The sequence below is a fragment of the Bartonella sp. M0192 genome (assembly GCF_016102305.1).
Classification (GTDB): domain Bacteria; phylum Pseudomonadota; class Alphaproteobacteria; order Rhizobiales; family Rhizobiaceae; genus Bartonella; species Bartonella apihabitans.
Genome location: NZ_JACFOU010000001.1, coordinates 276,638 through 299,816, shown reverse-complemented (window position 1 = coordinate 299,816; position 23,179 = coordinate 276,638). Strand labels below are relative to the sequence as shown.

At 44.7% G+C, this 23,179-nt stretch carries 21 protein-coding genes and 1 pseudogene; 12 read left to right on the top strand and 10 right to left on the bottom strand.

Annotated elements, in window-relative coordinates:
- Positions 1-32: 32 nt before the first annotated feature.
- Genes coaE through H3S82_RS01380 form a run of 4 tightly spaced genes read right to left on the bottom strand, consistent with a single transcriptional unit; the run spans position 33 to position 2,919 of the window.
- Positions 33-620, bottom strand: coding sequence for a dephospho-CoA kinase (gene coaE, locus H3S82_RS01395; RefSeq protein WP_198233418.1), 588 nt, complete (start codon positions 618-620; stop codon positions 33-35).
- Entirely contained in the window at positions 621-1,478 is an 858-nt protein-coding gene (locus H3S82_RS01390; RefSeq protein WP_198233417.1) for a shikimate dehydrogenase, read from the bottom strand.
- Between the two features lies 1 nt (position 1,479).
- Positions 1,480-2,076 (bottom strand): Maf family nucleotide pyrophosphatase, encoded by a 597-nt coding sequence (locus H3S82_RS01385; protein WP_198233416.1) that lies wholly within the window; start codon positions 2,074-2,076, stop codon positions 1,480-1,482.
- Positions 2,077-2,097: 21 nt separating this feature from the next.
- A complete protein-coding gene (locus tag H3S82_RS01380) occupies positions 2,098-2,919 on the bottom strand; it encodes a pyruvate, water dikinase regulatory protein (protein ID WP_077973686.1) in 822 nt (273 codons plus the stop codon).
- A gap of 413 nt (positions 2,920-3,332) precedes the next feature.
- Between H3S82_RS01380 and hemE the strand changes: the two genes are divergently transcribed.
- The 8 genes from hemE (at position 3,333) to H3S82_RS01340 (ending at position 12,442) form a co-directional block, all read left to right on the top strand.
- Positions 3,333-4,358, top strand: coding sequence for a uroporphyrinogen decarboxylase (hemE, locus tag H3S82_RS01375; protein WP_198233415.1), 1,026 nt, complete (start codon positions 3,333-3,335; stop codon positions 4,356-4,358).
- Entirely contained in the window at positions 4,355-4,900 is a 546-nt protein-coding gene (gene hemJ, locus H3S82_RS01370; RefSeq protein ID WP_077973383.1) for a protoporphyrinogen oxidase HemJ, read from the top strand. Before hemE ends, hemJ begins: the two co-directional genes overlap by 4 nt.
- A 141-nt stretch (positions 4,901-5,041) precedes the next feature.
- On the top strand, positions 5,042-6,307 hold the full coding sequence (gene rho / locus H3S82_RS01365) for a transcription termination factor Rho (RefSeq protein ID WP_075869915.1): 1,266 nt from the start codon (positions 5,042-5,044) through the stop codon (positions 6,305-6,307).
- Between the two features lie 366 nt (positions 6,308-6,673).
- Positions 6,674-7,981: a tRNA uridine-5-carboxymethylaminomethyl(34) synthesis GTPase MnmE gene (mnmE, locus tag H3S82_RS01360; protein WP_198233414.1), complete on the top strand. Its 1,308-nt coding sequence runs from the start codon at positions 6,674-6,676 to the stop codon at positions 7,979-7,981.
- Between the two features lie 234 nt (positions 7,982-8,215).
- A complete protein-coding gene (gene mnmG / locus H3S82_RS01355) occupies positions 8,216-10,087 on the top strand; it encodes a tRNA uridine-5-carboxymethylaminomethyl(34) synthesis enzyme MnmG (protein WP_198233413.1) in 1,872 nt (623 codons plus the stop codon).
- A complete protein-coding gene (rsmG, locus tag H3S82_RS01350) occupies positions 10,087-10,734 on the top strand; it encodes a 16S rRNA (guanine(527)-N(7))-methyltransferase RsmG (protein ID WP_198233412.1) in 648 nt (215 codons plus the stop codon). The genes mnmG and rsmG overlap by 1 nt, the downstream gene beginning before the upstream one ends.
- Positions 10,735-10,739: 5 nt before the next feature.
- On the top strand, positions 10,740-11,534 hold the full coding sequence (locus tag H3S82_RS01345; RefSeq protein WP_077973379.1) for a ParA family protein: 795 nt from the start codon (positions 10,740-10,742) through the stop codon (positions 11,532-11,534).
- A 32-nt stretch (positions 11,535-11,566) separates the two neighbouring features.
- On the top strand, positions 11,567-12,442 hold the full coding sequence (locus tag H3S82_RS01340) for a ParB/RepB/Spo0J family partition protein (protein ID WP_198237089.1): 876 nt from the start codon (positions 11,567-11,569) through the stop codon (positions 12,440-12,442).
- Positions 12,443-12,913: 471 nt separating this feature from the next.
- Here H3S82_RS01340 and H3S82_RS01335 read toward each other — a convergent pair whose 3' ends face one another.
- The 6 genes and pseudogenes from H3S82_RS01335 to dapF form a co-directional block, all read right to left on the bottom strand.
- On the bottom strand, positions 12,914-13,399 hold the full coding sequence (locus tag H3S82_RS01335; protein WP_198233260.1) for a hypothetical protein: 486 nt from the start codon (positions 13,397-13,399) through the stop codon (positions 12,914-12,916).
- Positions 13,400-14,161: a hydroxyacylglutathione hydrolase gene (gloB, locus tag H3S82_RS01330; protein ID WP_198233261.1), complete on the bottom strand. Its 762-nt coding sequence runs from the start codon at positions 14,159-14,161 to the stop codon at positions 13,400-13,402. It abuts the gene before it with no gap.
- A 33-nt stretch (positions 14,162-14,194) separates the two neighbouring features.
- Positions 14,195-14,869: a septation protein A gene (locus H3S82_RS01325; RefSeq protein WP_075869488.1), complete on the bottom strand. Its 675-nt coding sequence runs from the start codon at positions 14,867-14,869 to the stop codon at positions 14,195-14,197.
- Positions 14,866-15,786, bottom strand: a pseudogene (gene ftsY / locus H3S82_RS01320) (signal recognition particle-docking protein FtsY); the annotation flags it as partial. The pseudogene ftsY and the gene H3S82_RS01325, both read right to left, overlap by 4 nt.
- Before the next feature lie 435 nt (positions 15,787-16,221).
- A complete protein-coding gene (gene mtaB / locus H3S82_RS01315; protein WP_198233263.1) occupies positions 16,222-17,505 on the bottom strand; it encodes a tRNA (N(6)-L-threonylcarbamoyladenosine(37)-C(2))-methylthiotransferase MtaB in 1,284 nt (427 codons plus the stop codon).
- On the bottom strand, positions 17,505-18,350 hold the full coding sequence (gene dapF / locus H3S82_RS01310) for a diaminopimelate epimerase (RefSeq protein ID WP_198233264.1): 846 nt from the start codon (positions 18,348-18,350) through the stop codon (positions 17,505-17,507). The genes mtaB and dapF overlap by 1 nt, the downstream gene beginning before the upstream one ends.
- Before the next feature lie 486 nt (positions 18,351-18,836).
- Between dapF and H3S82_RS01305 the strand changes: the two genes are divergently transcribed.
- From H3S82_RS01305 to sucC, 4 genes are all read left to right on the top strand, one after another.
- The gene (locus H3S82_RS01305) at positions 18,837-19,379 is read left to right on the top strand and encodes an AprI/Inh family metalloprotease inhibitor (RefSeq protein WP_198233265.1); all 543 of its coding nucleotides are present in this window, start codon (positions 18,837-18,839) and stop codon (positions 19,377-19,379) included.
- A 68-nt stretch (positions 19,380-19,447) separates the two neighbouring features.
- Positions 19,448-20,590: a cell division protein ZapE gene (gene zapE / locus H3S82_RS01300; protein ID WP_198233266.1), complete on the top strand. Its 1,143-nt coding sequence runs from the start codon at positions 19,448-19,450 to the stop codon at positions 20,588-20,590.
- A gap of 337 nt (positions 20,591-20,927) precedes the next feature.
- Positions 20,928-21,890: a malate dehydrogenase gene (gene mdh, locus H3S82_RS01295; RefSeq protein WP_077973362.1), complete on the top strand. Its 963-nt coding sequence runs from the start codon at positions 20,928-20,930 to the stop codon at positions 21,888-21,890.
- 92 nt (positions 21,891-21,982) lie between these two features.
- On the top strand, positions 21,983-23,179 hold the full coding sequence (sucC, locus tag H3S82_RS01290) for an ADP-forming succinate--CoA ligase subunit beta (RefSeq protein WP_198225553.1): 1,197 nt from the start codon (positions 21,983-21,985) through the stop codon (positions 23,177-23,179).

The window sequence follows — 23,179 nt, the reverse complement described above, 5'->3', positions numbered from 1 at the left end:
CGAAAATATCCACATTCTCATGGGCGGGCGGTTTATTTCAATGTCAAACGGGAAATCAGATGTTTTACCTGTTCTCTGGCGTCATCAAGGCTTTTGCCCGTATCAATAACAAAATCGGCACGCCTTCGCTTTTCTTCGTCCGATATCTGACGCGACAAAATACGGTTTAATTTTTCATCATCCCAGCCGCTTCGGGCAAGTACTCGTTGCCGCTGAATTTCGGTTGGTGCCGAAACAACTGCTATTTTATCAACCCGCCCTTCAGGCCCTGTTTCAAATAACAAAGGAATATCGAGAACCACAAGCGGGTCACCCCGATCGCGGTGCATTTTTACAAAGTCTTTTTCCTTTTTTCGCACCAGCGGGTGAATGAACTTTTCCAAAAGGACAAGTTTTGACGGATCCTTGACAATTGTTTTTGATAATTTTGACCGGTCTATCCGGCCATCTGTCAAACAATCAGGGAAAATACGGCTTAAATCTTCAATAACCGGCTTACTTTCATAAAGTTCATGAACAGCCCTGTCAGCATTATAAACGGGAACACCGGCTTCTTCAAAAAAGCCGGCTGTCGTCGTTTTTCCCATGCCGATAGAACCTGTAAGCCCGAGGATAATCATTTATTGGCCCATTTTACCCAGTATTTCTTGTCGTAATTCATCGTCCACAACAGGTCTTATTCCAAACCACCGTTCAAACCCCGGTACAGCCTGATGAAGCAACATTCCGATTCCGTCAACATAATTGAGGTTTCTAGCTTTGGCCTGTAAGAGAATTGGCGTCATCAAAGGCGTGTAAACAATATCTGTCACGAGAACCGACGGCTTTGCCTGATCAAGGTGAATAAACGGTTCGCTGTCTTTTTTAATAAGATTATTTGTCATCCCCAGAGAGGTCGTATTAACGATTAGATCTGCCAGAGGAACGAGATCATCAATTTCGTTCCAATTGCGTGCTTTTACCTGATGACCAAAATAACCGGCAAGCTTGTCGGCACGTGATCTCGTCCGGTTTACAAGATAAATGTTCTCGAACCCGCGTTGTTCAAGCGTATAGATCACTGCGCGCGCCGCTCCACCAGCGCCGATGACAAGTGCCGCATTTCCACCCCAGCCGGGAGCAAAATCGTCAAGATTGGCTTCAAAACCATAACCGTCGGTATTGCTTGCACAAAGTATGTTATTCTCGAACCATAATGTATTGGCGGCTCCTATCCTTGTTGCAGCCTGATCTTTTTTTTCGGAAAGGCGAAAGGCTTCTTCTTTATGAGGCAGCGTAACATTGCCACCGCAAAAACCTTTTTTTTGCAACGAAGTGATAAATGTTTCAAAATTTTCCGGCTTAACCTCGACTGCATCATAAGTTCCGGCCAAGTTATATTTTTTGAGCCAAAAGCGATGAATTTGAGGTGAAAGGGAGTGTCCGACCGGATAACCGGTTACAAAAGCATGGGGTATTTCTGGTATTAAATTTGTCATCTTATCGAATGATGATTCCTGTCTCGCGTAATTTCTGCAACAATAATAAGAGGGGTAAACCGATAATGGTAAAATAATCACCCTCTATTTTATCAAATAGCTGGATACCCAAGCCTTCAACCTGATAGGCACCGACACTTGATTGAACGTCATCTCCTGTTTTATCGATATAATAATCAATAAATTCGGGCGATAATGAACGGACAATCATTTTCGCCGTTGAAAGCCCGACCCAATCGGCTTTACCGGCTTTTACCAAAGCGATGCCACTATGAAGATAATGTGTTTTACCTGATAAGGCGGCAAGACGCTGACGCACTTCCTCAAGATTTGCCACTTTATGAAGTGCATTTCCTTCAAGCTCCAGTGTTTGATCGCATCCGATAACAAGTGCATTTGGAAACCGGCGGGAAACATCTTCTGCCTTTTTTATTGCCAATTCTTTGGCAAGCTCCTCCGGTGTGATTTTACCTAGAGTTTTTTCGAGCTGACGCTCATCTATTTTTGCTCCTTCAACATCAAATTCGAGACCAGCATTTTCCAAAATCGATTTTCTGAACGGGCTTAAAGATGCGAGAATAAGCGGTTTATGAGACATGGTTTTTCTTTTTATTAAAATTCAGATTTGATGATCGCGCAGGTAAAGTTCGAGAATCGCAGTTGCTGTTTCTTCGATAGAACGGCGTGTAACATCGATAACCGGCCAATTGTTACGCATACAAATCTGTTTGGCATTATTGAGTTCCTGCGCGATATTTGCCCGGTCAATATAGCTTTCTGTTGAAAGCCCGCCACCAATGTTACGACTTTGCCGCACCTGACTTATCCGGTCGGCAGAAGCGATAAGACCGACGATCATAGGTTTTTTCGACAAAAAGAGCTGATTGGGTGGTTCAACACCCGGAACCAGTGGAACATTGGCTGTTTTGATGCCACGATTGGCAAGATAAATACTCGTCGGCGTTTTTGACGTTCTCGAAATTCCTACAAGAATCACATCGGCATTTTGTAAGCCATCCGGCAATTGGCCGTCATCATGATCCATTGTGTAATCGAGCGCCTCGATTCGTTTGAAATAATTTGCATTAAGCTCGTGCTGGGCACTGGCGCGCCTGTTTGCCGGCAACCGCAAATAGGAATGGAATGCTTTGAAAACCGGATCAAGAACAGAAACCGAAGGCACACCCATTTTTTCACATGCCGAATGCAGTAAATGTGCGATTTTTTCATCCACAATCGTATAAAGCACAATTCCCGGCTCACGGTTGATCTGGCCGATTACTTCCTGCAACTGGGCTTCATTGCGAATAAGCGGATAAACATGTTCAATAGCGTTTGCTTCTACATATTGGGAGGCCACTGCGCGACCTGCCGAGAGGAGAGTCTCTCCGGTCGCATCAGAAATCATATATAAATGAAAGTCCAATTTTTCTTTTGTCACAGGATTCACAGGCCCTTGTTGATAGATGTGCAAATGAACAATCATTTTGTGCACACCAAAAAAATGTGAGGATAACTCCATGATGTTATACACAAGCCAAGCCATTGTGGGAAATTCAAAAGCGGGCAATTGAATTACGGGGAAAACCTTCTGTTTTGGAATTTCAACGGCTTTACGATTTTTATTTCACAATTTGAAGAAAGTCGCTGTTTTTATGTATCAAATTAAAATTAATCGGGTAAATATAAGGTTGCTGTGAGCAGGTTTTTCCGGCTTACAAAAATCTCGCCAATTCTGTGGATAAAAAAAGGTTAATAAATAATTAACAGAAAACACAGACTCTAAGAATCAAAATCCAAGATTCAAAATAATTTCTTTATTGAAACCCTCCTTTGGAAAAGCCAACATAAGCCATGACAAAAAAAGTTCTTGAAGTCCTAAGTGGTAAAACAATATCTCCCCCACCAATCTGGTTGATGAGGCAAGCTGGAAGATTCCTGCCGGAATACCGAGAAGTTAGGGAAAAAGCGGGAAGCTTTCTTGATCTTTGCTATAACCCTCAACTTGCTTTTGAAGTCACAATGCAACCGATCAGACGATTCGGTTTTGATGCAGCAATTCTCTTTTCGGATATACTCGTTGTACCCCATGCTTTAGGAAGGAATTTACGTTTTGAAGAAAAAAAGGGACCAATTCTTGATCCTCTATCGGTAAACGAAATTGAAAATTTAAATGTCGAAAAGGCTCAGGAAAAACTGATCCCGAGTTTTGAAACTCTCTCTCTTCTCAAAAATGCTTTACCTCATGACACAACACTGATCGGATTTTGTGGAGCTCCATGGACTGTTGCAACCTATATGATTGCCGGACATGGCACTCCGGATCAGGCCCCTGCCAGATTGTTCGGCTTCAATCATCCGGAAGCAATGAAAACTCTTCTTGAACTTCTTGCCGATGTTTCGGCTGACTATCTTGTCAATCAGGTCAAATCGGGAGCTGAGGTTTTACAGATTTTTGATTCCTGGGCCGGCGTTCTGGATGAACAGAGTTTTGATGAATATGTTATTTATCCGATAAACCGGATGGTCCGGCGGATTAGAAAAGTTTTTCCGGAAGTTCCGATAATCGGTTTTCCAAAAGGTGCCGGTGCACTTTACGAAAATTTTGCTCGAAAAACAGGGGTAACGGCCATCGGACTTGATTGGTCTATACCGCTTTCCTTTGCCAAAAAACTACAAGAAATAACACCCGTACAAGGAAATCTTGATCCATTGCGGCTGGTTTCGGGTGGTACTGCTCTTGAAAAAGGAATAGAGACTATTCTGGAAAATCTCGGGAATGGACCCTTGGTTTTTAATTTGGGGCATGGAATAACACCACAAACGCCTATCAAAAACGTCGAAAGACTGGTCAAACTGGTGAGGAATTTTAACAAATGACGAATTCTAAAACGCATATGACAACGGGGACAATCTGGCTTCGCGCCATCGTTTCGCTATTGATTGTCGTGGTTGTTTTATGGGCATTGTTTCACGTGAATCCTGATAAATATCCGGAATCGACGTTATGGATTAAATCTTTTCATGTGATTTCTATCATCTGCTGGATGGCCGGTATGTTTTATCTGCCACGTTTGTTTGTCTACCATTGTCAGGCAGAAGCGGGATCCAAACAATCCGAAACGTTCAAAGTTATGGAAAGACGATTGTTGCGGGCAATTATCAATCCTGCGATGATTGCATCGTGGGTTACGGGACTCTGGTTGGCATGGGAAGTTTATGCACTTCAGGGTGGTTGGCTGCATCTGAAACTTCTCGTTGTGGTTATTCTTTCCGGCTATCACGGATTGTTATCCCGCGGAGTTCGCCATTTTGCCGAGGATAGAAATAACTTTTCCGAAAAGACATGGCGGATTTTGAATGAAGTGCCCACAGTGCTCATGATCATCGCTGTGATTGATGTCATTGTAAAACCGTTCTGAGTGAAAATGGCTTGATTTCTTAAGGCAAGGGGGGTAGATGGAATTTACCCTCCTTTTTTATTTTCCAAAGTTTCTGAATAAGGCACTTTTTCAAGGAAAATATTTTTCCATAATCACAAGAGTTTATATTGGATGCAGAATATTCAACAGATGAAACTACAAGAGCTGAAAAGCAAAACGCCGGTTGAACTTGTAGCTTTTGCCGAAACACTGGAAGTCGAAAATGCTTCGTTAATGCGCAAACAGGAATTGATGTTTGCCATTTTGAAGAAGCTTGCCCTTCAGGATGTTGAAATTATCGGTGAAGGTGTTCTGGAAGTTTTGCTGGACGGCTTCGGATTTTTACGTTCGGCCGATGCCAATTATCTTCCGGGCCCCGATGACATTTATCTGTCACCCTCCCAAATCCGGCGGTTTTCATTAAAAACCGGCGATACGGTCGAAGGACCGATACGCAGTCCTAAAGAAGGCGAGCGTTATTTTGCGCTATTAAAAATCAATACGATCAATTTTGAAGATCCGGAGAAAATCCGTCACAAAATCCATTTTGATAATTTGACACCTCTCTATCCGAACGAGAGGTTGAAAATGGAGTTGAGTGACCCGACAAACAAGGATATGTCGGCAAGGGTTATTGATCTCATCTCGCCTTTAGGTAAAGGACAACGTGCGCTGATTGTTGCACCACCAAGAACCGGTAAGACAGTTCTTCTTCAAAACATTGCCCATTCAATTACGGCCAATCATCCGGAATGTTTTCTGATTGTGTTGCTTATTGACGAACGTCCGGAAGAAGTGACCGATATGCAGCGTTCCGTGAAAGGCGAAGTTGTTTCTTCAACATTCGACGAACCGGCATCCCGTCACGTTCAGGTCGCTGAAATGGTCATTGAAAAGGCAAAGCGCCTTGTTGAACAGGGACGCGATGTTGTCATTCTTCTCGATTCGATCACCCGTCTCGGTCGCGCTTATAATACTGTCGTTCCTTCATCAGGTAAGGTATTGACCGGCGGTGTTGATGCCAATGCTCTGCAGCGCCCCAAGCGCTTTTTCGGTGCAGCCCGCAATATTGAAGAAGGCGGTTCGCTCACAATTATCGCTACGGCATTGATTGATACAGGTAGCCGTATGGATGAAGTCATTTTCGAAGAGTTCAAGGGAACCGGTAACTCTGAAATTGTGCTCGACCGGAAAGTGGCCGATAAGAGAATTTTCCCGGCAATGGATATTTTGAAATCCGGAACCCGCAAGGAAGATTTGTTGGTTTCCCGTCAGGATTTGCAGAAAATATTTGTTTTGCGTCGTATTTTGGCTCCGATGGGCACAACCGACGCGATCGAATTTTTGATTGATAAATTGAAGCAGACAAAAACCAATGCCGAATTTTTCGACTCAATGAATACGTAATTCGGGAATACGTAATTCGGGAATACCTGATTTGGAAATACATGATTTGGAAATACATGATCGGAGAACTGCTGATCTCCGATCACTTGATCGAGAATGTTCCCCGTCGGGTCATGTCTGACAGGTGTTTTTCAAAACATACATATGTAGCTTTTTCCGTCCGGAAAATTTTTCGGGCGGTTTTTATATATCTGCGGTAGCATAATTGGTATGGCGAAGCGGAACGAAGTTTTTGTCAAAAATGGTTATAAAGTTCTGCTTCAAATGATTTGTAGATCATTGGCCGGCTTTTTATAATGCGTTTCTGCGTTGCTAAATGTGGGACATAGCTTCAATAAGACATTTTGACGAACGAGGATAACAACAGTGGATACTATTTTTGCTTTATCAAGCGGAAAACTTCCCTCTGGGGTCGCAGTCATTCGCGTTTCGGGAGATATGACCAAAACGATCGTCAAGACATTGCTCGGTAAGGTTCCGGCACCGCGTTTAATGACATATGGCAAACTTACGTCTCGAGAAGGCGAATTTCTGGACAATGCATTAACAGTGTTTTTTCCCTCACCACATAGTTTTACCGGTGAAGATTGTGCCGAATTTCATCTTCATGGCGGCAAGGCCGTTGTTGACCGGTTTTTGAACGAGCTTGCGAAGTTCGATTCATGTCGTTTGGCAGAACCTGGTGAGTTTTCAAGGCGGGCGTTTATCAATGGCAAGCTCGATTTGACAGAAGCAGAAGGGCTGGCTGATTTAATCGAAGCGGAAACCGAAAGCCAAAGAAGACTAGCCATAATGGGAGCGACGGGCAAACTTGCAGCGCTTTATATAGAATGGCGAAACGATCTTATCAAAGCCCGCGCCATGATAGAAGCGGAGCTTGATTTTTCCGATGAGGAAGATGTTCCGGGTTCTGTGAGCGAGATTGTTTGGGATAATTTACGAAATTTAAGCCGGTCAATTTCCGAATTTGTCGAGAAAAGTGAACGCGTAGCTTCCATGCGGGACGGTATAAACATTGTCATAGCAGGTGCACCAAACGCAGGAAAATCTAGTATTATCAATAAGTTATCAGGTTTTGATGTTGCTATAGTAACCGACGAGGCGGGTACAACACGGGACGCTTTGGAAACGCGTATTGTAATTGATGGATATCAAATTCTATTGACCGATACAGCCGGATTGCGAGAGACAGAGAACAAGGTTGAAAAACTCGGTATAGAGGTTGCCTATAATCGGCTAAAAGACGCCGATCTTGTCTTGCTGGTTGATGACTTGTCAAATCCGGTTGCAATCAAACTTCCAGAAACAAGCGCGGAAATTTGGCATGTGGGAAATAAAGTTGATTTGGCAAAGGGGTCATTTGAAAAATGGCCGATCCAGTTTTCGACCAAAACCGGTGAAGGATTTGATGCTTTTGTAAAAGCGATTGCTTCTTTCTGCTCGAGTTTTTCATATGATGTCGGAGAAGTCGTCACTGCTCGCAAAAGGCAATTAATGCTTTTGAAAACGGCGATCTCCGAAATTGATCACGCGATTCGATATGAAGACCGCGATTTATCTCTAAGAGCGGAACATTTACGACTTGCTGCAGATTCACTGGGTCGTATTACCGGCGATATTGATGTGGAAGATATTTTGGACGTGATTTTTTCGCAATTTTGCATAGGCAAATGAGTCGTTCAAAATAATTGGAACTTGATTTTCGAAAAATTGATTCACGTGAAACAGTAAAATAAGGATTCACGTGAAACATTTTGGAAATTAGATGTTCAATCTTCAAAAATAATGATTCACGTGAAACATCTCATATGTTAGAGAACTATTAATTGGTTAGAAGTTCTCCGGAAAAAGGTGTTTCTTCTATTGTTTCACGTGAAACGTGATTAAAATAATGGTGTTGATAATAAATTGACTGATAAATTTGATGTGATTGTTGTTGGGGGCGGACATGCCGGATGCGAAGCAGCTTCTGCAGCGGCTCGTACGGGTGCAAAAACCGCACTCGTTACCCACCATTTTGCTTCAATTGGAACAATGTCTTGTAATCCCGCAATTGGTGGCCTCGGAAAAGGACATCTTGTGAGAGAAATTGATGCACTCGACGGGCTGATGGGGCGTGCAGCAGATGAAGCCGGAATCCAGTTTCGTTTGCTTAACCGGAGAAAAGGACCAGCCGTTAGGGGACCGCGTACACAGGCAGACCGAAAATTATACAAAAAAGCTATGCAGACATTGATTTCGGAACAGCCAAATCTCACGGTCATAGAAGACGAAGTCATTGATATTATTGTAAAAAATAACGCTGTAACGGGCGTTATCTGTAAGGCTCATGGGCAGCTTGAAGCCGGTGCTGTGGTCTTGACAACGGGTACATTTTTGCGTGGGCTTATACATATTGGCGAAAAGACATGGCCTGCGGGGAGAATGGGCGAAGAACCGAGCAATCTCCTTGGTGAACGGCTTGGACAATATGGTATCCGGTTAGGGCGATTGAAAACCGGTACCCCTTCAAGGTTAAGTAAAAAGACAATTGATTGGGACAATCTTCCAAAGCAGACTGCTGACGACGATCCTGTACCATTTTCATTTTTAACCGAAACAATTCGCCAACCACAAATTGACTGTGCGGTTACCCGAACGAATCACAAAACCCATCAGATCATAAAAGATAATATTCATCGTTCGGCAATGTATTCCGGCGCTATTAAAGGTATAGGTCCGAGATATTGTCCTTCGATTGAAGACAAAATTGTCAAATTCGGAGAGCGTGACGGTCATCAGATATTTCTGGAACCGGAAGGACTGGATAACGATACGGTCTATCCAAACGGTATATCAACGTCATTGCCGGAAGAGGTCCAGCTCGACTTTATCAAGACCATCGAAGGCTTGGAACACGCCAAGGTGTTGCAACCGGGTTATGCAATCGAATATGATTTTGTCGACCCGCGCCAGCTTTATGCAACATTGGAATTGAAAGCGCTTTCAGGTCTCTTTCTCGCCGGTCAGATAAACGGAACAACCGGTTATGAAGAAGCCGGCGCACAAGGCTTACTTGCAGGGCTGAACGCCGCGAACAAAGCTTCCGGCAAAGATCAAATCACTATCAGCCGTTCAACTGCCTATATTGGTGTTATGGTGGATGATTTGATTACGCGCGGTGTCAGTGAACCATATCGGATGTTTACCTCGCGTGCAGAGTTTCGCTTGTCTTTAAGGGCGGATAATGCGGATGAACGGTTGACACCGTTGGGATTGGAATGGGGTATTGTAGGCTCGTTGCGTCATCAGCATTTTCAATATAAGCAAGACTTATTGACTAAAGCGCGTGACCTTTGTCAATCGGTAGCGATCACGCCGAACGAGGCTACGGAAAAAGGGTTGCAGATAAAACATGATGGAATTCGCCGTAGTGCTTATGATTTGCTGGCTTATCCGGAAATGTCACTGTCTCGTTTAAGCGATGTTTGGCCTATTCTTGGCGATATTGATAAAAAAACGGCGGAAACATTGGAAATAGAGGCTCAATACGCAGTTTATCTTGATCGACAAGCTCAGGATATTGCCAATCTTCGACGGGATGAACGGCTGCGCATTCCGGCGGAACTCGATATTGACGTGATTTCAGGTCTTTCCAATGAACTTAAAGGAAAAATTCGTCAGCGCGCACCGCAATCCATCGCAGAAGCTCAAAAAATTGACGGAATGACTCCGGCAGCTTTGTCCCTCATCATTACCCATATCCAGCGCTTGAACCGCGAAAACAGGAGAAGCGCCTGATGACAGAATGGGTTGAAGAAAAATATCTGACGTTGAAGGAAATCGTGCCTTCTGTTTCACGTGAAACAGCGGCCAGTTTGATGGCCTTCGAGGAAGCTGTCAAAAAGTGGCAATCGCATATCAATTTGATTGCGAATACTACTTTGCCAGAGCTCTGGACCAGACATATATTGGATAGTGCACAAATAGCCGCACTTCAACCAGATGCAAAAAACTGGTGCGACATTGGTTCGGGTGGTGGCTTTCCCGGAATTGTAACGGCGATTCTCTTGAAAGAAAAAAGCGGTTTTCACATTGATCTCGTCGAAAGTAACAGCAAAAAGGCGGCATTTTTAAGAAGTGTCAGTGCTGAATTCAATTTGCCTGCCACAGTTCATACATGTCGCATTGAAACCAGTTACATTCATATTAAAAAACCGGAAATTATCACGTCACGCGCTTTGGCATCGCTCGGGAAGCTCTTTGAACTAACGCTTCCATGGTTTGAACAAGGTGCAACCGCCCTATTCCAGAAGGGGCGTGATTATAAAAAAGAAATGACCGAAGCCGAACAAAACTGGACATTCAATTCAGTAATTCATCAAAGTAAAATTGATCGTCAATCCGTTATTCTTGAAATTAGCAAGATCAATCCACGTAAGGGGTGAGAAAAATGAGCGAAACACGCATTATCGCCATTGCAAATCAGAAAGGTGGAGTTGGTAAAACAACGACAGCCATTAACCTCGCTACAGCACTTGCGGCAATTGGAGAAACTGTTCTGGTGATGGATATTGATCCTCAGGGAAATGCCAGCACAGGTCTCGGGATTGATCGTGATCAACGTCTCCTTTCTTCCTATGATGTTATTGTTTCGGGCACATCGGTTAATGACGCGGCATTGGAAACGGAAGTTCCCAATCTTTATGTCGTCCCCTCGACCCTTGATCTTCTTGGAATAGAAATGGAAATTGCACCGGCAAATGACCGTATTCAGAGGCTACAAAATGCCTTACGAAAAAATCCGAGAGTAACCGAGAAATTTTCATATATATTGATTGATTGCCCCCCTTCTCTCAATCTTTTGACGCTCAATGCTATGGGGGCAGCCAATTCTGTTCTCGTACCTTTGCAATGCGAGTTTCTGGCTCTTGAAGGACTAAGTCAACTGTTGGAAACAGTAAAACAGGTTCGTGGCTCCCTCAATCCTTCGTTGGAAATACAAGGTATTGTGCTTACCATGTATGATGGCCGTAATAATCTTTCCAATCAGGTTGTAGAGGATGTGCGATCCTTTATGGGTGACAAAGTTTATCAAACCGTCATACCGCGCAATGTTCGTGTATCGGAAGCGCCGTCATTCGGTAAACCGGCTCTTCTTTACGATTTGAAATGTGCCGGCAGTCAGGCCTATTTGCAACTTGCTTCGGAAGTTATTCAACGCGAACGCCAATTACGTGCAGCTTAAGAAATAAAATTAGAAAAAACGAGGAAATAGATATGAGTGACGATCAATCGAAAAAACGGCTTGGACGTGGTCTTGCTGCTCTTATTGGCGATATTGATCTTGGTCTTGATAAGCCGCTCGCGGCTCCGAATACCTCGTCGGAACGGCAGGTGCCTATTGAATTTATTTCTCGTAATCCGCAAAATCCCAGACGTAATTTTACGGAAACCGAGCTTGATGATCTTGCCCAGTCTATTCGTGAGCATGGAGTTGTGCAGCCGGTCGTCGTTCGTCCTTCACCCGACCATCCGAATCGCTTCGAATTGATTGCAGGGGAACGTCGTTGGCGTGCTGCACAGCGTGCTAACCTCACCGAAATACCGGTCATTATCCGCGATGTTGACGATCGTACCGCTTTGGAACTTGCCATTATTGAAAATGTTCAAAGAAGCGATCTTAATCCTCTGGAAGAAGGAATGGGTTACCAACAACTCATTGACGAGCATGATTATACGCAGGCTGACCTCGCTCAGGTGATTGGAAAAAGCCGCAGCCACGTTGCCAATACACTCCGACTATTAAAATTACCTGCTAAAGTTCAGCAATTCATCAATGAGGGGCAATTGTCGGCCGGTCATGCCCGTTGCCTGATAACAGTTGAAGACCCTTTGGCTCTTGCGGAGAAAATTATTCGTGATGGTTTGTCTGTTCGTCAGGCTGAAGCTCTGGCAAATGGACAATCAAGTGCGAAATCAAAAAGACGCACACCAACCGAAAAAGATGCCGATACCAAGTCACTGGAAAAACTTCTTGCCGATGTTATCGGTATGAAAGTCGCCATCAAACACGGGAAAAAAGGTGGGGATGTAAAAATTCATTATTCTTCTCTGGAACAGCTCGACGATATTTGCCGGCGTTTACAAAACTAGAAATTTCGAGAGTTTCAGAACTGAATAAAATTTCAGAACTTATGAATAAACCGGCTTTACTTCGGGTTCTCTAACAGAATCCGATAAAAGACTTTGCGTTGTATTGTTAGAACGCTTCTTCGGTAAAAAACGGAATGTTTTTCCATAAAATATATTTGCAAAACGGGCTTTTCTATTAAACAACCCAGGCATTTCTCTTCTTGAGTACAGGTATTCCGAGATATTTTCTGAAGACTTTGTCTTGTCAGAAACTTTATTATAGTTTCACCAAGGACGTTGTTTTGATTGAAACCGAATATTCATGAGAAAATAGCGGAAGATGACTCCGCCTTTCGCTATTTTGCTCGGCGGATCCGTTTACTCGTCGAAGTGTGACGAGACCTTAACCACATCTTTTCTTTATCCGATGATGCCGCAAAGCACATGGTATTTTATCGGAAGACTACTTAACTAGTTGTTTTTAAAACGAATTTATTGATAAAGCAGCTTGCGGATACGGTCGGCAAATTGTTTTCCGAATTCAAGATTCTCTTTTGAAACTGTTGCACTATCATCAAAAAGTGCATCCTGATCGTCCAGAGACGAAGCTGCTGCAAGAGAGGCTTGCAGGGCCAGATAACCAAGGACGTAATCTTTCGGTTCAAGTGTATTTTTTTTCAAAATGTTCATTATGCGTTCATTTTTGGAAATCGTTTTGACAAGACCATCAACGCTCGCGTCATTACCGGTTTCGGATTGAGAAAGCTTGATGGATGCATCGGACAGTTCTTTTTGTACATTTTCCATTTTCACCAGAAACTCCTCATTCAGAGGATATTCGGCAACAATTTTGGGATTGCCTGTTGGTGAAAGATAGAACTCGTTCTGCTTATTATCCTGTTTTGAGGCATCTTCGCCAAAAGCGGCGATCGGAAAAACAATCAAACAAAGGGCAATGACAAATCGCTTGATAAACATTCAGAAATGATCCTTGCGTTTTCTCAATTCGGCAAAAACAGCGACATCCGAAGCATTTTGCATTTTTAATGTGCGGCGTATATCTGGGTCATTACAGCGCAAAAAGGGATTTGCGGCTTTTTCGGCTTTGATCGAGCTCGGAAGCGAGGTTTCCCCGACTGCTATGAGCCGGTCAACAGCAGCAGCGCGATTGATAAGCGCGATATTGTCAGGATCGACCGAGCGTGCAAACCGCGCATTTTCTTTGGTATATTCATGGCCACAATAAAGCTTTGTATCGTCAGGAAGAGCTTTGAGCTTTTCAAGCGACGAAAACATCATCTCGGCTGATCCTTCAAACAGTCTTCCGCAGCCCAGAGAAAACAATGTATCACCGGTAAAAACCAGTTTGTCTTCAGGAAAATAATAGCAGACGGATCCAAGCGTATGACCGGGGGTTTCAAGCACTTTGACATCGAATTTTGCGAATTTACAGCCCGATTTTTCATTCACCGCTTCATCAAGCCCACCAATTTTGTTGGCTTCTCGCTCCGGACCAATGATTTTCGTGCCATAAACGGCTTTAAGGGCTGCAATTCCCTCGATGTGGTCCATGTGATGATGGGTAATGAAAAGAACATCAAGCTTATAACCTTTTTGGTCAAGCTTTTCACGGATTGTCTTTGCGTCCGGCGCATCAATCGCCGCAGTTAGCCCGCTTGCCTCGTCATGAAGCAGCACTCCGAAATTATCACTGCGGCAGATGAACTGTGTAATTTCCATTGTTTCAATCCCATCGGTTTTAAAATTCTCGACTTATTCGTCGAGCTTTGTCTGTTTCACACCTATCGGCGAGGTTGCATGTTTCATGACAATCGGCATTTGTGCAATCATAAAGATAATGGTGATCGGCATGACACCGAAGACCTTGAATGTCGTCCAGAAATCATTGCTGAAATTACGCCATACCAATTCGTTCAACACAGCAAGAAAAATAAAAAACCATGCCCAGCGGCGTGTTAGAATTTTCCAACCTTCATCATCAAGTTGAAAGGCAGAATCAAGTACATAGCCGAGAAGCGATTTATTGAAAGCGAGACCACCGAAAAGGATAAGACCGAAGAGTGTGTTGATAATTGTCGGCTTCATCTTGATGAAGGTATCATTATGAAGCCAAAGCGTTAAAGCTCCGAAAATCAATACGAATACGCCCGAGATAAGCGGCATAATCGGGAGTTTTCGTGCAATAATCCAGGAGGCCACGAGTGCAATAACAATGGCAACCATGAAAATTGCTGTGGCAGGAAAAATCGGTTTTTCAAATCCCTGAAACAGACCAACATGTTTGATAAGCCATTCGCCCTTGTAATTGGCAAAGAAAAACACCACCAACGGCCCCATTTCCAGAATGAGTTTGAGCGCCGGTGACATATGGAGCTCTTTTACCGCTTTGGTATCTTCGGGATCGGGTTCAAAAAGTGAATTGGTCATTCGTGTTTTCCTGCTATTGCTTCGGCAAAATCCGAAGCTGCAAAGGGCTCGAGGTCATCAATACCCTCTCCTACCCCGATAAAATATACCGGCAATTTGTATTTTGCTGCAATTGCAACGAGAATACCACCGCGCGCTGTTCCATCAAGCTTTGTCATGACAAGGCCATTTACGCCGGCAATGTTGCGGAATATTTCCACTTGATTGAGTGCATTCTGGCCGGTTGTAGCATCAAGTGTTTGCAAAACAGTGTGTGGGGCATCCGGATCATGCTTGCTTAAAACACGCACAATTTTGGCAAGCTCGTCCATAAGTTCGGTTTTATTCTGCAATCGTCCTGCCGTGTCAATGATAAGAACATCACTTCCGGCAGCTTTGGCTTTTTCATAAGCATCATAGGCAAGGCTTGCTGCATCGGCACCAAGTTTTGTCGAAACAACCGGTGCATTGACCCTGTCTCCCCAAATATGGAGCTGTTCGATAGCAGCAGCACGAAAAGTATCGCCAGCGGCCAGCATCACCTTTAATCCGCCGGCGGTAAGTTTGGCCGCCAATTTTCCGATTGTTGTGGTTTTTCCGGTTCCGTTCACACCGACAACCAATATGACATGCGGTTTGTGACTCAAGTCGAGTTCAAGCGGGCGGGCAACCGGTTCAAGTACTTTCTTGATCTCGTCACTCATGATCGTGCGTACTTCGTCGGTTGATATATCCTTGCCATAGCGGCTTGATGCTAGGGTATCCGTAATGCGGATAGCGGTTTCAAGACCAAGATCGGCCTGAATGAGCACATCTTCCAGATCTTGCAATGTCGCTTCATCAAGCTTGCGCTTAGTAAAAATGGAACTGATCGAATCACCAAGTTGGCGCGATGAACGGGCCAAACCGGTTTTCAACCGTTCAAACCATGACATTTTTTTTGGTTCATGGAGCGGCAAATCCGGTTTGATGACCTTGTTTTCGTTCCTCGTTACCTTGTCGGTAATTGTTATGGTTTTTTCACTCGCGTGGTTACTTGGAGTCTCCGCTGTCTCTACAGTTTGTGAACCGACAAATTCCGCTTCCGGAACTGTCGGTTTTTTTGCCGGTTGATTTTCTTCCTTTTTCTTTTCGGTTAAAGCCGGTTTTTGATTTTCCGACGGAGTGTGTGGCCGCTCTTCTTTCGTTTCGAAAGGCTTTTCAGTGCTAGCGGTTTTGTTTTGTTCTTTTGCCTGAGCTGCCTTATAGGCTTCAAAAGGTGACAAAGCGGGCGTTGCCGTGTCTTTTGTCCCTTCGGGTTCAGAATCCGTTTTCGGGTTCGAGCCAAAAGAAAAAACTTTTTTAAATAAACCTTTAGCCATAAAAATCCCCGGTCAGGCAGCGTTACGTTCGGTGAGCTTGGCAATAAGCTTGTCGCCATCCTGGCCGACAATATGGCCTTTAACGATGGTTCCGGCAATTGCACCGTCGATTTTAGTCAGTGTGAAATCTTCCGTGCGGCCGATTCCATCATGTTCGACAAGAATCATGTGTTCGGTGTTTTGTAAATGCTCGAGATGCTTCTTATAGGCTTTTTGCCCCTTTTGCCGCAGTTTTTCCGCTCTCAGTTTGACAATGTGGCGATCAACCTGTGGCATACGGGCAGCCGGTGTGCCTTCCCGCGGGCTATAGGGAAAGACATGAAGATGGGTCAGTTGACAATCATCAACAAGCGCCAATGTGTTTTGGAACATCTCATCGGTTTCTGTCGGAAAACCGGCAATAAGATCGGCGCCATAAACCATTTCGGGACGCTTGTCGCGTAAATCATTGCAAAACCGGATAGATTGATCGCGTAAATGGCGCCGCTTCATGCGTTTCAAAATCATATTGTCGCCAGCCTGAAGTGAAAGGTGCAAATGTGGCATCAACCGTGGTTCATAAGCCAGTAATTCCATCAATTCATCATCGACTTCTACCGAGTCTATTGAAGAGAGGCGCAAACGCGCAAGATCGGGAACGTTTCTCAAAATCGAACCGACAAGTTTTCCAAGCGTTGCCTTTCCGGGAAGATCAGGTCCATAGCTCGTAAGATCAACACCGGTAAGGACAACTTCCTGATAGCCGTTTCCGTTAAGGCGTTTTATCTGTTCGACAACCGCACCCATTGGAACGGAGCGTGACGGCCCCCTTCCATAAGGAATAATGCAGAATGTGCAGCGATGGTCGCAGCCGTTTTGCACTTGCACGAAAGCCCGCGAATGACCTTCGATCGAGTCAACCATATGGGGAGCGTTTTCTTTCACGTCCATGATGTCGTTAACTTTGAGTTTTTCGTAATTGTTGACACCAAAATCCGGAAGTTGACGATAGGAATGGGCATGCAGTTTTTCTTCATTTCCCAAAACCAGATCAACTTCATCCATATCGGCAAAATCCTGCCCCAGAGTTTGGGCTGCACAGCCTGTCACAATGATACGTGCAAGTGGATTTTCGCGCCTTGCTTTGCGAATTGCCTGTTTTGCCTGACGGACGGCTTCGGCCGTGACAGCACATGTGTTGAAGATGACAGCGCCGTTTTCCAATTTATCAAGGCCGGCTGCAGCACTTTCTTTGCGCATAACCTCCGATTCAAATGCATTAAGCCGACAGCCGAAGGTGACAATTTCAGTTGCCATTACGAAATCCTTTGATGTTCACCCGAAACCGGATCGAACTCACCGCTAAACTCGAATTCCGTTGGTCCCGTCATGATGATATGGTTGTCTTTATCCCATAAAATGTCGAGTTTTCCACCCGGTAGAGTTACAGTCACATGCCGTTTTGTAAGCGAACGTCTTGATGCGGCAACAGTTGCTGCACAGGAAGCCGTACCACAAGCACGTGTAAGGCCTGCTCCTCTTTCCCATGTCCGCAAAGTTAAAGAAGTGGGCGATGTGACATGGGCAATCGAAATATTGCAACGTTCGGGAAAAAACGGGTCATGTTCAAGTTCGGGACCATATTTATCAAGTGCTATTTTCTGAATATCATCGCCAACGAAGAAAATTGCGTGCGGATTTCCCATGGAAACCAGCGAGGCATCACGAAGCGGCCCGCGACCAATATCGGCATGATTGGTGTCGGCAATAGCATGTGACACAGGTATTTCTTGCCACTCAAGATGCGGAATCCCCATATCGACCGACACCAAACCGTTTTCACGACGCTTTGCTCTGACTATACCGGCAGCTGTATCCAGTTTGAAATTATCGCCCAGATTTTGTTTATAGAGCCATTCAACGACGCAACGTGTACCGTTTCCACAGGCCTGAGCCTTGGATCCATCCGAGTTCCATATGACAATGTGGTAATCACTACCGGATTTTGTCGGCTTGTGGACCGCCATTATCTGGTCGAACGCCGTATCGCTTTTTTTTGCCAGAGCGATAGCAGCTTTTGGTGTTATATCGGTTTTGGCCTCGCGCATATCGGCAACAATTATTTCATTGCCGAGACCATTCATTTTTTCAAAAGGGATCATATTTTGCCATCTACCTGATCTTTATTGCGATAATATGACTGAAACTTTAAAAAAATTCCAGCACAAGTAGCTTAAACAGTCGGAATAGACCAGAGATATATAAAACCCGGAAATGTTAAAAATATTGTCCGGATTTTGTAAATGATTGCGGTTCCCGTTGTTCAAAGCCGGTTTCCGGTCATATTTTATTGCACTTTCTGATAATTTCTCGATTTAAGGTAAACAGCATTGCGGAATAGATCGGTTTTAAAAAATATTAATAAAAACAATATGTTATAAAAAATCCATTAATAATATTATTTTTTCTGGTCGTAACAAAGTCTCGTTCATTGTCCGGTTTCTTTGTGGATGATGAAGAACTCCCGAGGTTTTTCTTTTTTTCTGACACTTTTTTGCTATGTATAGTCTTTAAATAAAATTTAACCATCGTGCCTTCCGTTTGTACGGATTTTTACTGCGCAGTCTAACGATGAAGAAAGTAGGAATATGACAGTCTCGAGGAATTCACTTCTGGTATTGACAGTTATGGCAACAATGCTTGCCGGTTGTGCGAATTCACGATTCGGCAACAATGGCGGCGGTGAGCCACCGCAAGTGGTTATGCCGGGTCCGGCAAGTTCGGGTGGGGTCAGCCAATCAGAGTTGCCACCGCCGGATAATTTTCCCTCTGCGCCCAATAATAGCGTAAGTAGCAGTGCCCCGCAGTCGCAAACCGATGTAGCTAGTCTTCAACCACCTGCAAACGCTTCGGATTTAACGCCGGGAGCAATTGCCGGCGTATGGAAAGCCTCGGTTGGCGGGTTGAATTGCCAGATTGCAACACCGCAAACAAAATATGGTCAAGGCTATCGTGCCGGTCCGTTGCATTGTCCTGAAGCCTTCTCGAAAGTTGCTTCATGGGCAGTGAGCGGCAAGCAACTGAATTTCTATGATGGTGCTGGAAGTTCGGTTGCCACGCTTTATTCAGCTGGTCCAAGCCGGTTCGAGGGCAATACAGTAAACGGTCAATCTGTTATACTGAGTCGTTAAGCAGAGTTCTTGATAGAGGCCGTTAATGTCCGGCCTCTTCATTTTTTGATACAAGAAGGGGCTTGTTGATGGGATTAATGCGTGAGCGCTATGATGCGCTGGTTGAAAACGGCGAAATTAGCCGTGATGAAGCGCAAATTGCGTTGATTTCCCATTTTGACCGCCTTCTTGATGAATTGTCGGTAAAACGGATATCACAGAAAAGCTCGCCGCTAGGCTGGCTTTTCGGTAAAAATAAAGACAACCACAGCGGTGTCCGTGGACTTTATATCTATGGAGAGGTCGGGCGTGGGAAAACCATGCTCATGGATCTGTTTTTTTCGTGTCTCCCTGACGGTGACAAAAGGCGCGCCCATTTCAATGATTTTATGGCAGATGTCCATGACCGGATTAACCGTCACCGGCAGGCATTGACACGGGGCGAGACCAAACAGAACGACCCTATCCCTCCAGTTGCGGCAAGTCTTGCGAAAGAAGCCAAAGTCCTTTGTTTTGACGAGTTTACGGTTACCGATATTGCCGACGCAATGGTGCTATCGAGACTGTTTACCGCTTTATTCAAGGATGGTGTGACGCTTATTGCCACTTCCAATGTTGCACCTGATAATCTTTATAAAGACGGTCTCAATCGACAGCTATTTTTGCCTTTTATCAAAATTCTCGAAGAAAATGTCGAGGTTTTCAATCTGGATGCCGATACCGATTACCGGTTGGAAAAAGCTGACCGCAAACCTGTCTACATTACTCCTTTGGGCCATAAGGCACAGGAAAAGATGGATGCTGCTTGGGCATTGATCGAACAGGGAAAAACCGCAAAATCCGAAATTGTCGAAGTGCGAGGACATCCGGTCCATGTACCGCGCGTTGTGAATGATGCTGCCCGTTTCGACTATATTGATCTGTGTGACATCCCGTTGGCTGCGTCCGACTATCTCGCTTTGTCAGAACACTATCATACATTTTTCATCGACAATGTCCCGATTATGGACGACGAGCATCGCAACGAGACAAAACGTTTCATTCTACTGATTGATACGCTTTACGATCGGCATATCAGATTGTTTATTTCGGCGGCTGCAACCCCTGACAAACTTTATCAGGGAAAGAACCAGACGACCGAGACATTCGAGTTCGAACGCACTGCATCACGTCTTTTTGAAATGCAAAGTCAGGAATATTTGGCCAATTGGACCGAAAAACAGGGTCAGTAAAGCCAAAAAACCGGTAAACACGTTTAAATTGTGTCAATTTGACGCACAAAAGTGAAGAAAAATTGACGTTTACGTAAAGTGAAGTCAATATAACCGTTTGATTTTATTAGCTTTAGATAAATCTATTGTAATTTTCGGCGATTCAGCCTATCGACGTAAGAGGTGTAGGTTTTACGGCTGTGCTTTTGTCGCAGGTCGAATCTATACGGGAGTACTAACAAACCCGATTTTTTATTCGGGCTTTCAAGCCGGATAAAAATGAGGGGAGTTTTGATCATGTCGGCGAGGAGCAGATCTGCTTTATTTTTCCGACAGTATTTTTAGGGAAGAAACCAGAATGGCACGCAATAAAATAGCTCTCATCGGTTCAGGGATGATTGGGGGCACATTGGCACACTTGATCGGATTAAAAGAACTTGGCGACGTTGTCTTGTTCGATATTGCCGAGGGTGTGCCGCAGGGTAAAGGTCTTGATATTGCCGAATCTTCACCGGTTGAAGGTTTCGACGCCAAATATACCGGCGCCAATAGCTATGCGGCTATCGAGGGCGCCGACGTTATAATCGTCACCGCAGGTGTTCCCCGTAAACCCGGAATGAGCCGCGATGATCTTCTCGGGATCAACCTCAAAGTTATGGAACAGGTTGGCGCCGGAATTAAGAAATACGCTCCCGACGCATTTGTTATCTGCATCACCAATCCGCTTGATGCAATGGTTTGGGCTTTGCAGAAATTTTCAGGTTTGCCGGCTAATAAGGTTGTTGGCATGGCTGGCGTTCTCGACTCTGCACGGTTCCGTTATTTCCTCGCCGAAGAATTCAAGGTTTCGGTTGATGATGTGACGGCTTTTGTTCTGGGTGGCCACGGTGACTCGATGGTGCCGCTTGCCCGTTATTCGACAGTTGCCGGTATTCCTTTACCTGATCTTGTCAAAATGGGTTGGACAACCGAAGCAAAGCTCGAAAAAATTATTCAGCGTACCCGCGATGGCGGTGCAGAAATCGTTGGTTTGTTGAAAACCGGTTCGGCTTATTATGCTCCGGCAGCATCGGCCATTTCGATGGCAGAAGCTTATCTGAAAGATAAAAAGCGTGTTGTACCGGTTGCTGCGCATCTTTCTGGCCAGTACGGCGTTAAAGACACATATGTCGGTGTTCCTGTTGTTTTGGGCGCTGGTGGTGTTGAACGCGTTATCGAAATTGAACTTGATAAGAAAGAAAAGGAAGCTTTCGATAAATCTGTTCATGCTGTTCATGGCCTTTGTGAAGCTTGCTTAAAACTAGCACCAAACTTGAAATAAGTGGGGGTGGCCCCACTTTTTCATTCACTTAAGTCGGATACACCGATTTTCCGGGACCGGACTTTCGGCCCATAATAGAAAAGGAAAAATGAATGAATATCCATGAATATCAGGCCAAGCGTCTGCTTCATGAATATGGCGCACCGATTGCAAACGGTGTTGCTGTCTATTCTGTAGAGCAGGCAGAGGAATGGGCAAAAAAATTGCCTGGACCTCTTTATGTCGTTAAAAGCCAGATTCACGCTGGTGGTCGCGGCAAGGGTAAGTTTAAAGAACTTGGTCCCGATGCTAAAGGTGGGGTCCGTCTTGCAAAATCGGTTGAAGAAGTTGTTGCCAATGTCAAAGAAATGCTTGGCAAAACACTCGTCACCAAGCAGACAGGTCCGGCCGGAAAACAGGTAAATCGTCTTTATATCGAAGATGGTGCCGATATTGAACGCGAACTTTATCTGTCGATCCTCGTTGACCGTACGGTCGGACAGATCGCCTTTGTCGTTTCGACAGAAGGCGGTATGGATATCGAAACCGTTGCTCATGACACACCGGAAAAAATTCTCACCCTTCCGATTGATCCGGATAAGGGTGTTACCGCTGAAGACAGCACAAAACTTTGCGATGCTCTGAAGCTTGACGGTGTTGCTCGTGAAGACGGATTGAAACTCTTCCCGATTCTTTACAAAGCTTTTGTCGAAAAAGACATGAGCCTTCTTGAAATCAACCCGCTGATCGTCATGAAAAACGGTCATCTGCGCTTGCTCGACTCGAAGGTGTCGTTCGACAATAATGCACTTTTCCGTCACCCCGACATTGTCGAGTTGCGGGATCCTTCAGAGGAAGATCCGAAGGAAATCGAAGCTTCCAAACACGATCTTGCCTATATCGCTCTTGATGGCAATATCGGTTGTATGGTCAACGGTGCCGGCCTTGCTATGGCAACGATGGATATCATCAAGCTTTATGGTGGCGAGCCGGCAAACTTTCTTGATGTTGGTGGTGGTGCTTCCAAGGAACGCGTAACTGCCGCTTTCAAGATTATTACAGCCGACCCCCACGTTCAGGGCATATTGGTGAATATTTTCGGTGGTATTATGCGTTGCGATGTTATCGCCGAAGGTGTTCTGGCTGCGGTCAAGGAAGTCGGTTTGAAAGTGCCTCTGGTTATTCGTCTTGAAGGCACGAATGTTGATAAGGGCAAAGCTCTTATTAATGAAAGTGGTCTGAATGTCATCTCGGCGGATGATCTTGACGATGCCGCCAAGAAAATTGTCGCAGCCGTGAAGGGAGCTTGA